Genomic DNA, 15,069 nt, shown 5'->3' with positions numbered 1-15,069 from the left:
GCCTGGCTGGCGCTCAGGCACGGCCAAACTGCCCTGTAAAGGCTTGCCCCCCGGTCACATCCGGCGCTGTTTCAGCTATGATCGGGCATCCCGCGGAGGACGCCGTGAACCATGCCCGTAGACCTGCACGCGTTGTACCCCAGGCTGATCCACCTGATGCTCGACACGGTCTTCGTGGTCGACCGGGACAACCAGATCATCTTTGTCAGCGATGCCTGCGAAGCGCTGTTGGGCTACCGGGCATGCGAGCTGGTCGGTACCGCGATTACCGACCACATGCACCCCGAAGACTTGGCAACCACCCGCGCTTCGATCCTGCGGGTCATGAATGGCCAACCGCATTACGACTTCCACAACCGCTACATCCGCAGGGACGGTGGCGTGGTGCATATACTCTGGGCGGCCTGCTGGTCAGAGGAGGCCCAGGCCCGCATCGGCGTGGCGCGGGACATTACCGCCCAGCACCAGGCCGAAGCCGAACTGCGCTTTCTGGCGCATCACGACCCGCTGACCCGGCTGGCCAACCGGGCCATGTTCAACCAACGGCTGGACGCCGCCCTGGCCAGCGCTCGGCGCCATGACCGCTCATTGGCATTGCTGTTTATCGACATCAACGATTTCAAGCAGATCAACGATAACCACGGCCACAGCGTGGGCGACCGGGTACTGTGCACACTGGCCCGGCGCCTGGAAAGCTGCGTAGCGGGCAGCGCGACGGTGGCGCGGATGGGCGGTGACGAGTTCACCGTACTGTTGCCCGATTGCCCGTCAGCCGAGGTCGTGGCCGCGCAGGTGCAGCATATCCTGGCCGTCATGGCCGAACCGCTGGATGCCGAGTTGGCCGGGCTCCAGGCACCTTCCTGCAGCATTGGCATCGCGCGCTTCCCCGAAGACGGCACCGATGCCGACATGCTGCTGCGCCATGCTGACGGCCACATGTACCGGGTCAAACGGCAACGCACCGCGGCAGGCTGAACACAGATGAACCGGCGCGCCCCTGAAGACGCTTTGCTCGACAGCTGGCAGCACAATGCCCAGGCCTGGATTGACGCAGTACGCAGCGGCGCCATCGAGCGCCGCCGCGAGATGACTGACGCCCAGGCTCCAGGGCACCGCGTAGTCAGAGCACCGGCTTGCGCACCGCGCCGCTCCGGGCTTTGGCCATGGCCGCCAGGCGCACCGCGACGTTAGCCGCACCGTAGCCGCTATAACCCCCCTTGCGCTGGATGATCTCGAAGAAAAAGCGCTCTTCGAAGGGCTCGGTGTACACATGGAACAGCTCGCCACCCTGGGCGTCGCGGTCATAGAGCACGTTGTAGTAAGCCAACTCGCTGAGGAACTCGTCGTCGAAATCGAAGCGCGCCGCCAGGTCGTCATAGTAGTTCAGCGGAATTTCCAGCAACGGCACACCGGCCAGCTTGGCGCGCGCCACTTCGCCGAAGATGTCGTCGCAATCGAAGGCAATATGGTGCACCCCGGAACCGCGGTAGCTGGACAGCGCATGGGCAATGGCGGTGTTGCGGTTTTCCGAAATGTTCAACGGCAGGCGCAAGGTGCCGCACTGGCTGCGCAGGGCGCGGCTCTTGACCAGGCCGTACGGGTCGGGCAGCACCACCTCGTCGTCGGCGGCGAAATCGAACAGGCTCTTGTAGAACAACACCCAGCTGTCCAGCGACTCGGCTGGCAGCGCCAGGGCCATGTGGTCGATGCGGCGCAGGCCACCGGTGGCGGTCACGCTCGGGTCCAGGCTGAAGTCGGTGTCATACAGGGTATGCCCGGCGGTGCCCTGCTCTACCAGGTACAACAGGCTGCCATCGGGTGCGCGTACCGCTGGCACCTCGCACTCGTTGGGGCCGACCAGGCCGCGGAACGGCTGGCCACGGTAGGCAGTGGCACGCTTGAGCGCAGCCTGCTGGTCCTTGACCCGCAGCGCGGTGGCGCACAATGACGGGCCATGGGCTTCGAAGAAGTTGTGGCCAAAGGAGTAAGGCTCTGCGTTCAGCACGATGTTGATATCGCCTTGGCGCAGCAGCTGCACTTCCTTGCTGCGGTGCTTGCCCGCTTCGGCAAAGCCCAGCCGCTTCAGCCAGCTGCCCAGGCGCGCGCCAACGGCCTCATCGACCGCAAATTCCAGGAACTCGACGCCGTCATAACGACTGGCCGCGGGCGGGGTGAACAGTACGCCAGGCTCGATCGGGGTATTTTCCTGTTCCAGGCGCAGCCGGGTTTGCTCTTCCAGGTACAACAACGAGCGCAGGCCGTCGGCGGCGTTCTGCCGGGTGGGCGCTGCACGGAAGCCGTCATTGAAGATTTCCAGCGACAGCGGGCCACGGTAGCCGGTGGCCAGGATCGGCGCGAGGAAGCCGGCCATGTCCATTTCGCCTTGCCCCGGGAAGCAGCGGAAGTGGCGGCTCCACTCCAGCACGTCCATCGCCAGGATCGGTGCGTCAGCCATCTGCACGAAGAAAATCTTGTCGCCAGGGATGTCGCGGATCGCGCGCGGGTCGCCCTTCAGCGACAAGGTATGGAAACTGTCGAGGATCACCCCGAGGGCCGGGTGGTCAGCCTGGCGCACCAGGTTCCAGACCTGCTGGTAGGTGTTGACGTGGCGGCCCCAGGCCAGCGCTTCGTAACCGATACGCAGGCCACGCTTGCCAGCATGTTCGGCAAGCAGCCGCAGGTCGTCGACCAGCACCTGTTCATCGCCCAGGGCATCGGCCTGGACGTTGCTGCACACCAGCACCAGGTCAGTACCCAGCTCCTGCATCAGGTCGAACTTGCGCTCGGCGCGGTCCAGGTTTTTCTGCAGGCGGTCGCGGCGGCAGCCTTCGAAATCACGAAACGGCTGGAACAAGGTAATGGCAATACCCAGGTCGGCGCACATCTGCCGCACCTGGCGGGGGCTGCCGGCATAGTAGAGCAAGTCATTTTCGAAGATCTCGACGCCGTCGAAACCGGCGGCGGCGATGGCTTCGAGCTTTTCCGGCAGGGTGCCGCTCAAGGACACGGTAGCGATCGAACGCTGCATGGCGGGAGTTCCTTGTTGTTTGGAAGGTATACAGTGCCAGACAGGCAGAAAGACCTGTCAGAGTTTATGGCACGATCGATTATTCGCAGGTAGAGTCGCTGCTTCAATCTCTTTGTACGGAATGGTTAGTTTTGCGTTCGATTATCGCACAAAACCCGTTTTAGCGAATTGCCAGTCAACTGGCCCGTGGTCAACATGATCCACAGACGCAGGCACACCGACCGCTCCCTCCTGCCTTGGCAAACACCCCTGGCGGAACCTGCGCAAACAACAATAACAACGGAGACAACGATGGCTCACTCCAGCTCGCAAGCAAAAAAAGCGACCGCCAGTGGATGGATAGGCTCGGCACTCGAGTACTACGACTTTTTCATCTATGCCCAGGCCGCTGCACTGATTTTCCCGCAGATCTTCTTCCCCAACACCGACCCGAAAATGGCCATCATCGCTTCGCTGGCCACCTATGGCGTGGGTTACCTGGCCCGCCCGGTGGGCGCCTTCGTGCTGGGCCACTGGGGTGATACCCGTGGCCGCAAGAACGTGTTGCTGCTGTGCATGTTCCTGATGGGCCTGTCGACCATGGCCGTGGGCCTGCTGCCCACCTACCACGACATCGGCTTCCTGGCACCGGCCTTGCTGGTGGTGCTGCGCCTGATCCAGGGCTTCGCCGTGGCCGGGGAAATCTCCGGCGCCAGTTCGATGATCATGGAGCACGCGCCCTTCGGCCGAAGGGGCTACTACGCCAGCTTTACCCTGCAGGGTGTACAGGCGGGCCAGGTCATGGCAGCGGCGGTCTTCCTGCCACTGGCGTACTTCATGCCCAGCGAGGCCTTCAATGACTGGGGCTGGCGCATTCCCTTCCTGATGAGCGCCATCGTGCTGATCGCCGGTTTCATCATCCGCAAGGAAGTGCATGAAACCCCGGCATTCGTGAAGGAAGAGAAACAGGACAAAGTGGCCAAGTCGCCGATCAGCGAAGCGTTCCGCCACAGCTGGAAGCACATGGTGCTGGTGATGTTCATGGCCCTGATGAACGTGATTCCGGTAGTCGCCACCATCTTCGGTGCGGCCTACGCGGTGCAGCCGGCCTATGGCATCGGCTTCGACAAGAGCGTCTACCTGTGGATCCCCGTGGTCGGCAACATCGTCGCGGTACTGGTGATTCCGTTCGTCGGCAACCTGTCGGACAAGATCGGCCGCCGCCCGACCATGATTGCCGGCTGCCTGGGCTCGGGCCTGCTGGCGTTCGTCTACCTGTATGCGATCAGCATTCAGAACGTGCCACTGGCATTCATCACCTCGATCGTCATGTGGGGCATGGTCTACCAGGGTTACAACGCGGTATTCCCAAGCTTCTACCCTGAGTTGTTCCAAACCCGCTACCGCGTTTCGGCCATGGCCATTGCGCAGAACATCGGCACCATGCTGACTGCCATGTTGCCGGCGCTGTTCGCCCTGGTTGCGCCACCCGGCTCGGACAACATCCCGCTGGTGGTCGGTGGGCTGGCGTTCTTCATCACTTGCGTGTGTGCCCTGGCGGCCTACATTGCCCCGGAAACCCATCGCCTGGCGATGGAAGACCTGGGTAACCCGCAGGCCAAGCCGATGGAAAAGGAAGCCTATGAAGCCAGCCGCAAAGGCAGCGTCCAGGCGGTAAGCCACTGACAGGCGCGGGGCCGCAAAGCGGCCCCAGCCATTTCAGCCCTGAACCACGCCCTGCAAGCGCGCCCACAGCCGCTCCACATCGCCCCGCTCGGTCGGCAAGGCGCCGATCGACACCCGTACCATCCAGCGGCCATCCAGCGTCGCCGGGGTCACGTAGGCATCACCGCTGGCGTTGAGCCGCTGCGCCCAAGCCTGGGTGTACGTGTCCAACGCCTCGCCCTCCAGCCCCTGCGGCCGATGACGAATGCACAAGGTCTGCAACTGCACGGGCGCCAACAGCTCCCAACCTTGCGCAGCGCTGACCTGCCCTGCCAGCCAGCGGGCATTGTCCAGGTCGCGTCGCAGCCGCGCCTGCAACGCTTCCACGCCCTCGCTGCGCAACATGAACCACAGTTTCAACGCACGGAACCGGCGCCCCAGCGGGATGCCCCAGTCGCGCAGGTTCTTCACCTCGCCATCCACTGCCGACTGCAGGTAGCTGGGGTTGGTGCTCATCACTCGGATCAGGTGCTGCGGGTCACGCACGTAATAGATCGAGCAATCGAACGCCACGCCCAGCCACTTGTGCGCGTTGACCACAACCGAGTCTGCCAGCTCGATGCCGTCCCACATCCAGCGGCATTCCGGCAGGATCATCGCCGAACCGGCCATGGCCGAGTCGACGTGCAGCCACAGTCCATGGGCCTGGGCAATTTCGCCGATCGGGCGCAGCGGGTCCAGCGCTGTGGTGGTGGTGGTGCCGGTGGTGGCCACGACGGCACAGGGCTGGTTGCCGGCAGCCAGGTCCTGCTCGATGGCTGCCTGCAAGGCCTGCGGGCGCAGCGCGTAGTGTTCGTCGGTGGGGATCAGGCGAATGTTGTCACGCCCGAAGCCGGCCAGCAGCGCGGCCTTGTCCACCGAGCTGTGGGCGTGGGCACTGACATACACGATCAATGGCTTGGCTTCGGCCTGCAGGCCACCCCGCACCAAAGCGTAACCGGTGGCGCGCTCGCGCGCGCTGATCAACGCCACCAGGGTGCTGGTCGAGGCGGTGTCCTGGATGACCCCGCTCCATTGGCTGGACAAACCCAGCAACTGGCGCAGCCAGTCGAGGGTGGTTTCTTCCAGTTCGCTCAGGGCCGGGCTGGACTGCCATGACAGGCCCAGCACACCCAGGCCGGTACTGAGGAAGTCACCCAGTACCGAGGACAAGGTGCCATTGGAGGGGAAGTAGCCATAGAAGTCAGGGTGCTGCCAGTGGGACAGGCCAGGCATGAGCAGTGCGTTCACGTCGTCGAGAATGGCCTCGAAGGGTTCACCTTGCTGGGGGGCTTGCCCTGGCAAGGCGGCCTTGAGGTAACCGGGTTCGACCTGGGCCATGACCGGGCGCTCGCCCACGGTCTGGCGGTAGTCGGCGATCAGGTCGATCAACTGGTGGCCGTATTGGCGGAATTGTTCGGGGGTCACGCGGGCTCTCCTTTGGGTCATCCGTAGCCTGTTATGGCCCTATCGCAGGCAAGCCAGCGCCCACAGAACAGGACGCTGGCTTGGACAGGTCCAGCACAGGCAACACAATGCCCCCAGTCTAGGCGCCTACGCCCAGACGAATACCCCCATGTCACGCATAGTTGCTATGGCAAACGCGCATGCCCACCCTGCACGCCGAACTGCGACTGGCGCCACAACTCGAATACCCGGTTGCGTAACCAGCGGTGCTCGGCCGAGGCCTGCAAACGCTGGTGCCACACCACCCAGTAGCGCTGGCTATGGTCGATAAAGCCCAGCGGCCGCCAGGCCAGGCCATGCAAGCGGCTCAGTTGCCGGGCGATGTGCTCGGGGACGGTGGCCACGGCCTGGCTGCCGGCAACCACCTTGACCGTGGCGCAGAAGAACGGCACCTCCAGGCTGACCCGCCGCTGCAGGCCCTGGGCGCGCAGGTGGCGGTCGATGAAGCTGTCCTTGTCGCCGCCACCGGAAATCCGCACGTGCTTGTGCGCCAGGTAGTCCGCCTGGCTGAGGGTGGCTTGCGCCGTCAACGGATGATCGCGGCGCATCAGGCACACCGCGCGGTCCTCACCCAGCAGGCGCCCGTGCAGGTTGGGTGGCGACTCGTCGAACAGCGTGGTCGCCAGGTCGATCTCGCCGCTGGCCAGCAAGGCGTACTGGCCGGCCTGCCAGGTGCGGTATTCCAGGGAAACCCCCGGCGCTTCCTGTTCCAGCGCAGCCACCAGCAACGGCAGCATGTGTTCGGCCACGTAGTCCGAGGCAGCCAGGCAGAAGCGCCGCTCGCAGCGGGCCGGGTCGAAGACTGCAGGCTGACGCAGGGCCTGCAGCTCTTCAAGCACTTGTCGCAGGGGCTCGACCAAGGTTTCGGCGTGTTCGCTGAGCACGTAGCCACGGCCTTGGCGGACCAGCAAGGGGTCGCCGAACGCTTCGCGCAGCAGGGCCAGCTGGCGGCTGAGGGCCGGCTGGCTGACGCCGAGGCGCTCGGCAGCGTGGCTGAGGTTCTTCAGCTGCAGCAGGTGGTCGAGGGTGCGCAGGTGGGCGAGGCTGAGGGAGGCGAAGGTGGGGTTCATCGGGTTCGGCTCCGGACCGCTGCGAGGGCTTCGCCCTCGTTTCGCGACACAAGCCCGCGCCTACAGAAGCGGCCTTGCGACGCGATGGGCCGCAAAGCGGCCCCAATTGCACAGATCAGTCGGTCAGACCAACATAAACATTCTGCACATCATCGTTCTCGTCGATCGCTTCGAGGAACGCTTCAACCTCAGCCAGCGCTTCGGCGCTCAGGCTGGCCGCGCTCACCGGGTTTTTCGGGGTATAGCCGATTTTCGCCGAGGTCACGGTGAAGCCATGCTCGGGCAGGGCCTTCTGCACCGCGTCCAGGTCGGTAGTGTCGGTAATGAACAGGGTCGAGCCCTCTTCTTCACCTTCTTCGAAGTCCTGGGCGCCGGCTTCGATCGCGGCCATTTCCGGGTCGGCATCGCCTTCGGGGGTGGCTTCGATCAGGCCGACATGGTTGAAGTCCCAGGTCACCGAACCGCTGGCGCCCAGCTGGCCCTTGCGGAACAGCACGCGGATCTGCGCAACGGTGCGGTTGACGTTATCGGTGAGGCACTCGACGATCAGCGGCACCTGGTGCGGGGCAAACCCTTCGTAGCTGACGGCATGGTACTGCACGGCCTCGCCGTCCAGGCCAGCGCCTTTCTTGATGGCGCGTTCCAGGGTTTCACGGGTCATCGAGGCTTTTTTGGCCTGGACGATGGCCAGACGCAGGCGCGGATTCATGTCCGGGTCGGCGCCAGATTTGGCCGCAATCTGAATTTCCTTGGCCAGCTTGCCCATGATCTTGCCCTTGGCATTGGCAGCTGTTTCTCTATGCTTGGCTTTCCACTGTGCGCCCATGTCGACTCTCTTTGTTTCAGCGGCCGGTTCAGGAAGCGACCGGCCAAAAGTGGGTGCAGTTTATACGCCCTCGCGCATGGGTTCGACAAGAAATCTCATCAGCCTCGATCCGCTTGCCTGCCGCCCTGGCAGCCGCCTGGCGCTGAACTGCCCCTAGCGCGTAGCGATCACGAACAGCCTCGGGAACGGCAACAGCACCTTGCCATCGGTGGCCGGCGGATAGTCGCGCTGCATGGCCTGCAGGTACATCTGCAGGAAATCACCCTGCGCGCGCTCATCGAGCCTGGCCAGGTAAGGGCGCAAAGCCGAGCCTTTGAACCACTCCACCACCGCCTCGGCGCCGCCCACCAGCGGGTGGTGATAGGTGGTGCGCCATACATCGACCCGCGCGCACAGCGGGCTGAGCAGGTCGTAGTAAAAGGCCGCCCCGTGCCGTGGCGGCAGTTGCAGGTCGGCGAACTTCGCGGCCCACGGGCCCTGGCTGGCAATCTCGCGCAATTGCCGGTGGGCCGGCTCATCGAGGTTATCCGGGGTCTGCACCGCCAGGCTGGCGCCTTCGCTCAACTGGCGCACCAGGTGCGGGTACAGCTTGGCATGCTCGGGCACCCACTGCAGCGAGGCGTTGGCAAGGATCAGGTCCTGCGGCTCCGGGGCCGACCAGCCGCTGATGTCGGCAACCACCGTGCGCACCCGGGGAATGCACAAGCGCTTGCGTTCCCGGGCCTTGGCAATCATGTCCGGGTCGCTGTCCAGCGCCATTACCTGGGCATCGGGGTAACGTTGCAGCAGTACCTCGGTGGAATTGCCAGGGCCGCAACCCAGGTCGGTGGCGTGGCGTACCGGGCGTGACGGCACGGCGGCGAGCAGGTCGCGCACGGCGCGGGTACGTTCGTCTTCGAACAGCGAATACTGGGTGGCGGACCAGGCCATGTGCAGCTCCTCCAGGCGGGTGATAGGTGGAGCATACGCCATGTGGCGGCCGGCGCGTTCGTTGCGGCACACGCAATGAACTGTCTGGCTGGGTGCAGGGTCATCTGCTGTATGCGCACCCACCTGAAAACCTATATCGCCATTGCCATCCTGGCCCTGATCGCGGCCGCCGCCCTGCTCGGCTCACCGTGGATGAACCAGGGCTTTCACATGCCCGCCGAAAAAACCCAGGCCCAACAACGCGAAACGGCCGGGTCCCCACGGGAGCCGGCCGTTTCCAAGCGCGAGTGACGCTTAGTGCTGCTTGCTGCCAGAGCGGATCTGGTGCACCACACCCATGGCCACCACGATGGCCGCCGCCACACCGGTGGAGATCACCAGGATCTGGTAGTCAGGCATGAAGGCCATGGTGACCAGTGCCGCCACGATGAAGGCGATGACCAGGTAGGTCAGCCAGGGGAACAGCCACATCTTCAGGCGCACTTCCTTGCCCTCGGCGATCAGCTTGCGGCGCATGCGCAGCTGCGAGAAAGCGATCACCAGGTACACCAGCAGGGCAATCATGCCAGTGGTGTTCATCAGGGTTTCCAGCACGTCTTTCGGGCGCAGGGTCTCGCTGAAGTTGATCAACGCGCAGACCACAGCCACGGCGCACGAACCCATGATCGCGTACACCGGTACACCGGTGCCGGCGCGGGTGATCTTGAAGAACGACGGTGCATCGCCCCGCTGGGCCAGCGAGAACAGCATGCGCGAAGCGGTGTAGTGGCCCGAGATCAGGCAACTGCTGACCGAGGTCAGTACCACGAAGTTCATCAGCAGCTCGGCGTACGGCACGCCCAGCAGCTCCAGGGTACGGCGGTAGGCGCCATAGCCGGAAACCCCCAGGTGCGGGTCGTTCCACGGTACCAGGCAGACGATCAGGAAGATCGAACCGACGTAGAACAGGCACACCCGCCACACCACCGAGTTGGTCGCCTTGACGATCTGAGCAGCAGGGTCTTTGGCTTCAGAAGCGGCAATGGTGACGATTTCTGCGCCGAGGAAGGCGAACATCACCCCCAGCAAGGCGCCGATGACCGTGGTAATGCCGTTGGGCATGAACCCTTCGGCGGTGAGGTGGCTGATGCCACGCACTTCACCGAATTGCCAGACATTGGTTACCGCAGCGGTACACACGATCAGGAAGCAGACGATCGCGATCACCTTGATCAGGGCGAACCAGAACTCGAACTCACCGTAGTGCTTGACGTTGAAGAAGTTGACGGTGATCAGCAACAGGGTCGTGGCCAGCACGAACACGTTGACGCTCACATCCGGGAAGAACCCATGCAGGATCTTGCCGGCTACGTAAGCTTCCCAGGCCATCAGAATGACCCAGTACCACCAGTACAGCCAGCCAATGGTGAAGCCGGCCCAGCGGCCGATGGCGCGGTCGGCGTAAGTGGAGAACGAGCCGGTATCAGGCGAGGAAGTCGCCATTTCACCGAGCATGCGCATGATCAGCACCACCAGGATGCCGCCTGCCAGATAGGCCAGGACAGCGGCTGGGCCGGCGCTGTGGATCACGCTGCCGGAACCGACGAACAAGGCGCCGCCAATAACCCCGGCGATCGACATCATCGTCAGGTGGCGCGACTTCAGCGAGGCACTGAGCTTGCTCTCGTGCCCGCTTTTCGCGGTGGTGGTAGTGGATGTTGCGTCCATCAGTTGTGTACCCCGTGCTTCTTTTTATCCAAGGAAAACCGTGAAACCCCGATGGCTGGCGGTTTCACCTGTACATCAGTGCTAATGCGGGCAGGATGGTGTGCGCGAACACACGCAGGCCTTCCATGGCGGCCTGCTGACGCGCCCCAGGGCTGGCGCCTGGCGCGAACTGAACATGCTATTGGTGGCGATATCTGACACCTAATGTAAAAATGTCCGACGCAGAGAGCCATGCACAGTGGCATCAAACTCGCACTGCACTGTACAGGTCGCCTATGCAGTACACCCTGCAATTGCCTGGCGATACGCACCCTGAAGGCCCCGAATGCTCGAACTACATCCAGACTCCTCGACCCCGTTGGTGAACCAGATCATCGACGCGCTGCGCGAGCTGATCGATAACCAGACCCTCAAGCCTGGCGCCAAGGTGCCCTCGATTCGCGCCTTTGCCGCGAGCTACTCGGTGAGTACCTTCACCGTGGTCGAGGCATACGATCGCCTGGTGGCCCAGGGCTTGCTGGTGAGCCGGGGCAATGCAGGTTTTTTCGTCAACCGCGCGGCAGCCGAGCTGCTGGATCAGCACAACGCCGAGGCCGACACCAGTCGACCAACGTTCAACTCCGAGTGGTACCTGCAACAGATCTTCGAGATCCGTCAGTTGCCCTACAAACCCGGATGTGGCTGGCTGCCCAACGACTGGATGTACGAAGAGGGCCTGCGCCGTGGCTTGCGCCAGGTGGCCGGCAGCCCGCTGGAACTGTCGGGGTATGGCGACCCCATGGGCCTGCCGGAGCTGCGTGCACTGACCGCGCAGAACCTGCAGCAGGAATTGTCGATAGTGGCCAACCCGGCGCAGCTGATGCTGACCCACGGCGCCAGCCAGGCGCTGGACCTGGCCGCACGCACGTTGGTCCGGCCGGGGGACGTGGTACTGGTGGACGACCCGGGCTACCCGAACCTGATGAGCATCTTGCGTACCCAGGGCGCGACGCTGGTCGGCGTCCCGCGTACCCCGGCGGGCTACGACCTGAACCAGTTGGAGCAGTTGCTCGCCCATCACCGCCCGACGGCGTTCTTCACCCAGCCGCATTTGCACAGCCCGACCTGCTCGCGCACCCCGCTGCCGCAGCTGCACCGGCTGTTGCAGCTGGCCAGCCAGCACGGCTTCCGCCTGGTCGAGAACAACCTGTACGCCGACATGGTCGCCGAGCCGCAGCCCTGCCTGGCCAGCCTCGACCACCTGCAGCAGGTGGTGTACGTAGGCAGCTACTCGAAGAGCATTTCGCCCAATGTGCGCGTCGGCTACATGCTGGCCAACCCCGAGCTGATGCAGAAACTGCTGCAGCTGAAAATGCGTTCGGGCCTGACCACATCGCAGGTGATGGAGCGTGTGGTCTATGCCGCGGTCATCGACGGCCGCTGGCGCAAGCACCTCAAGCGTCTTCGCCAGCGCCTGGCGGAGGCGCATCAGGAAGTTGGCCGGCATCTGCATCGATTGGGCTTTGAACTGTTCATTGAGTCCGACGAAGGCATGTACATCTGGACTCGCCATCCGGCGCTCCCGGACAGCGCGGCATTGCTGGACGACGCGCTGGAGAAAGGCATCATGCTCGGGCCTGGGCAGTTGTTCATGGTCGATGCCAAAGCCACCGGCTGGATGCGCTTCAACGTGGCGTTCAGCACCGACCCGGCGATGTGGGAGTTGCTGGAGAAAGTGTTGGTCAAGCATGTGCGTCGGGCTGGGCTTTAAGCCATACCGGTCGTGTGAACTTGAGATCGAGCGCCGCCCGCGCGGCGCATCGCGAGCTGCGCTCGCTCCTACGTTTGTTTCGGGCCAATTATGCCTGTGGGGTTTGCGCGCGAACCATTTGGCGCATGCCTCAATATCGCGCCGTACTGACATGGCGGTCGCGCGCGCCTCTCCCAGACCTCACTGGCCCGAAACAAACGTAGGAGCGAGCGCAGCTCGCGATGCGCCGCGCGGGCGGCGCTCGATCTAACAGGCGCGGCATATCTTATGGCAACCACCTGTCAGCCCTGATGCGATCCCTGTGGGGTTCATCCCCGAAATAAACAGCCTGGTAGCACTCACCGCCAATCCGCTTTGTCAGCAAAAAACGCCCGAGCATTCGCCTCCAGGCTCTGCAGATGGTACCCGCCCTCCTGCACAATCAGGCATGGCAAGCGCAATGCGCGGATACGCTCGCCCAACACGGCAAAGCCCTCGGTCGTCACCGCCACCTTGCTCTGGGGGTCCAGCTCATAAATGTCGAAGCCCAGTGACAACACCAACACTTGCGCACCAAAATCCTTCACCGCAGCCAGTGCGGTGTCCAGCCGGCTCAGGAAGTCCGCTTCGCTGGCGCCGTGGGGCATCGGCAGGTTGAGGTTGTACCCCTCCCCCTCACCACGGCCGCGCTCGTCCTCGAACCCGGCCACGCCTGGGTAGAAGTTGGTCGGGTCGCCGTGCACCGACACATACAGCACATCGCGCCGGTCGTAGAAGATTTCCTGGATGCCTTGCCCGTGGTGCATGTCGGTGTCGAGCACCGCCACCCGGCTGTAGCGGCCGCGCAAGGCCTGGGCAGCGACGGCAGCGTTGTTGATGTAACAGAAGCCACCCGCCGCATCGAACCGCGCATGGTGCCCCGGTGGCCGGCACAGCGCGTAGGCCGCGGGCTCACCCTCGGCAATGGCCTTGGCGCCAGCTACCGCGCTCTGCGCGGACCAGTAGGCCGAATGCCAGGTACGCTCGCCTACCGGGCAACTGCCATCGGCCAGGTAGCGCGCGGCCTGGGCGAGAATGCCACGCAAGGCGTTGGGCTCACGCACGAAGATGTTCGACATGACCTCGTCGCCCCAGTCCTCGGGCACTTCCTTCCAGCGCGCATGGGCGTCTTCGAGGAAGGCCAGGTAGGCCTCGCCATGCACCGCCGCCAGCGGCTGCAGGCCAGCATCCTCTGGCTGGCGGATGTCGAAGCCAAGGTTCCTGGCAGCCTGCAGCAGGCGCTGGGCGCGCTCGGGCACTTCCTGGGGGGTGCGCATGGCGCCACGCGAGTAGTAGCTGCGCGGGTGATGCAGCAATTGTTCAGGGTGGAAGTAGCAACGCATCAGGCTTCTCCTGGTTCGACACGGCCGGCGCGGGCCAGCACGGCATTGAGCAATACATCGGCACCCTGGCGGGCATCGTCGGGCAGCACATCCTCGGCTTCGTTGTGGCTGAGGCCGCCGATGCAGGGAATGAACACCATCGCCGTCGGGCAATAGCGGGCCAACAGGATGGCATCGTGCCCAGCGCCACTGACGATCGACTGCTGCGCATAACCCAGGGCATCCACCGCTTGCTGAACAGCGGCCACACAGTCCAGGTCGAACGGCGTGGCCGGGCTGACCCAGTGCCGCTCGATGCGCACCTGCAAACCGCGCTGGCGGGCGATGGCCTGCAGCGCCAGGGTCAGGTCGCGTTCCATGGCCTCGATGGTTTCATCGCGGTGGTGGCGCAGGTCCACCGTGAATTGCAACACCCCGGGGATGGTGTTGCGTGACGACTTGGCGATGGTCAGCTCGCCGACAGTGGTCAGCGCCTCGGGGGCATAGTCTGCCGCCAGCCGCTCAAGCGCCTGAATCATCTGCGCCGCGCCGAACAAGGCGTCCTTGCGCAACGGCATCGGCGTGGTGCCGGCATGTGCGGCCATGCCTTCGACGGTCACATCCAGCCAACGAATAGCCTGGCCGCCGCTGACCACACCAATGGCCTTGGCGTTATCTTCAAGGATCGGGCCTTGCTCGATATGCGCTTCAAAATAGGCATCCACCGGCCCGCCCAGCGGCCGCAGGCCAGCGTAACCGGTACGCTGCAACGCGTCGGCGACGCTGATGCCTTGCGCATCGCGTATGGCCAAGGCTTGCTCCAGCGCCAGGGTGCCGGTGAACACGGCCGAACCGAACATCGCCGGGGTAAACCGGGCGCCTTCCTCGTTGGTCCACACCGCGAGCTCCAGCGGCTTGCGGGTGCTGATGCCCAACTCGTCGAGGCGGCGCACCACCTCCAGCCCGGCCAGCACGCCATAGACACCGTCGAAACGGCCGCCCTCCGGCTGGGTATCCAGGTGGCTGCCAATCATCACCGGGGCGGCGTCGGGGTCGGTGCCAGGGCGGCGCGCGAACAGGTTGCCGATGGCATCCAAGCTCAGCGTCAGGCCCGCTTCGCGGCACCAGTGGCTGAACAGCTCACGGCCAGCCTTGTCTTCGTCGCTGAGGGCCAGGCGGCAGCTGCCACCGCGTGCGGTGGCGCCGATTTCGGCCATGGCCATCAAGCTCGCCCACAGGCGTTCGCCATTGCTTTTCAACATGTGCAG

General features: G+C 64.2%; 12 protein-coding genes and 1 pseudogene. 5 read left to right on the top strand and 8 right to left on the bottom strand.

Going from position 1 to position 15,069, the window contains the following annotated elements:
• Positions 1-111 precede the first annotated feature (111 nt).
• Positions 112-975 carry a sensor domain-containing diguanylate cyclase gene (locus tag QME24_RS04295; RefSeq protein ID WP_281690790.1) on the top strand — a complete coding sequence of 288 codons (864 nt, stop codon included), beginning with the start codon at positions 112-114 and terminating at the stop codon, positions 973-975.
• 6 nt (positions 976-981) lie between these two features.
• A pseudogene (locus QME24_RS04290) lies at positions 982-1,095 on the top strand (class I SAM-dependent methyltransferase); the annotation flags it as partial.
• Positions 1,096-1,120: 25 nt separating this feature from the next.
• On the opposite strand, the gene quiC reads toward QME24_RS04290, so the two are convergent.
• Complete coding sequence (gene quiC, locus QME24_RS04285; RefSeq protein WP_192439956.1) at positions 1,121-3,028, bottom strand: 3-dehydroshikimate dehydratase QuiC; 1,908 nt, start codon at positions 3,026-3,028, stop codon at positions 1,121-1,123.
• 291 nt (positions 3,029-3,319) lie between these two features.
• On the opposite strand from quiC, the gene QME24_RS04280 reads away from it, so the two are divergent.
• On the top strand, positions 3,320-4,693 hold the full coding sequence (locus QME24_RS04280; RefSeq protein ID WP_029885538.1) for an MFS transporter: 1,374 nt from the start codon (positions 3,320-3,322) through the stop codon (positions 4,691-4,693).
• A 33-nt stretch (positions 4,694-4,726) separates the two neighbouring features.
• Here the strand turns inward: QME24_RS04280 and QME24_RS04275 are convergent, their stop codons facing one another.
• From QME24_RS04275 to tam, 4 genes are all read right to left on the bottom strand, one after another.
• Positions 4,727-6,139, bottom strand: coding sequence for a DOPA decarboxylase (locus QME24_RS04275; protein ID WP_182389340.1), 1,413 nt, complete (start codon positions 6,137-6,139; stop codon positions 4,727-4,729).
• Positions 6,140-6,303: 164 nt separating this feature from the next.
• Positions 6,304-7,248 carry a LysR family transcriptional regulator gene (locus QME24_RS04270; protein WP_054903811.1) on the bottom strand — a complete coding sequence of 315 codons (945 nt, stop codon included), beginning with the start codon at positions 7,246-7,248 and terminating at the stop codon, positions 6,304-6,306.
• Positions 7,249-7,363: 115 nt separating this feature from the next.
• Positions 7,364-8,074 carry a YebC/PmpR family DNA-binding transcriptional regulator gene (locus QME24_RS04265; RefSeq protein WP_009685578.1) on the bottom strand — a complete coding sequence of 237 codons (711 nt, stop codon included), beginning with the start codon at positions 8,072-8,074 and terminating at the stop codon, positions 7,364-7,366.
• 153 nt (positions 8,075-8,227) lie between these two features.
• Positions 8,228-9,004, bottom strand: a complete 777-nt coding sequence (gene tam, locus QME24_RS04260; protein WP_110677259.1) for a trans-aconitate 2-methyltransferase — start codon at positions 9,002-9,004, stop codon at positions 8,228-8,230.
• Between the two features lie 111 nt (positions 9,005-9,115).
• Here tam and QME24_RS04255 point away from each other — a divergent pair, with 111 nt between their 5' ends.
• Entirely contained in the window at positions 9,116-9,295 is a 180-nt protein-coding gene (locus tag QME24_RS04255) for a hypothetical protein (RefSeq protein WP_280091297.1), read from the top strand.
• A gap of 3 nt (positions 9,296-9,298) precedes the next feature.
• Here the strand turns inward: QME24_RS04255 and QME24_RS04250 are convergent, their stop codons facing one another.
• Complete coding sequence (locus tag QME24_RS04250) at positions 9,299-10,711, bottom strand: amino acid permease (RefSeq protein WP_009685581.1); 1,413 nt, start codon at positions 10,709-10,711, stop codon at positions 9,299-9,301.
• A 325-nt stretch (positions 10,712-11,036) separates the two neighbouring features.
• Between QME24_RS04250 and QME24_RS04245 the strand changes: the two genes are divergently transcribed.
• Positions 11,037-12,461 carry a PLP-dependent aminotransferase family protein gene (locus QME24_RS04245; protein WP_054881119.1) on the top strand — a complete coding sequence of 475 codons (1,425 nt, stop codon included), beginning with the start codon at positions 11,037-11,039 and terminating at the stop codon, positions 12,459-12,461.
• A 338-nt stretch (positions 12,462-12,799) separates the two neighbouring features.
• Here QME24_RS04245 and QME24_RS04240 read toward each other — a convergent pair whose 3' ends face one another.
• Positions 12,800-13,822: a histone deacetylase family protein gene (locus QME24_RS04240; protein WP_232892188.1), complete on the bottom strand. Its 1,023-nt coding sequence runs from the start codon at positions 13,820-13,822 to the stop codon at positions 12,800-12,802.
• Positions 13,822-15,063 carry a Zn-dependent hydrolase gene (locus QME24_RS04235; RefSeq protein ID WP_280091298.1) on the bottom strand — a complete coding sequence of 414 codons (1,242 nt, stop codon included), beginning with the start codon at positions 15,061-15,063 and terminating at the stop codon, positions 13,822-13,824. The genes QME24_RS04240 and QME24_RS04235 overlap by 1 nt, the downstream gene beginning before the upstream one ends.
• Positions 15,064-15,069 lie beyond the last annotated feature (6 nt).

Origin of the sequence: Pseudomonas sp. PARCl1 (assembly GCF_947311875.1) — a bacterium.
In the GTDB taxonomy this organism is placed as follows: Bacteria; Pseudomonadota; Gammaproteobacteria; order Pseudomonadales; family Pseudomonadaceae; genus Aquipseudomonas; species Aquipseudomonas juntendi.
The sequence above is the reverse complement of the archived record's forward strand: the minus strand, read 5'-3'. Positions and strand labels throughout refer to the sequence as shown.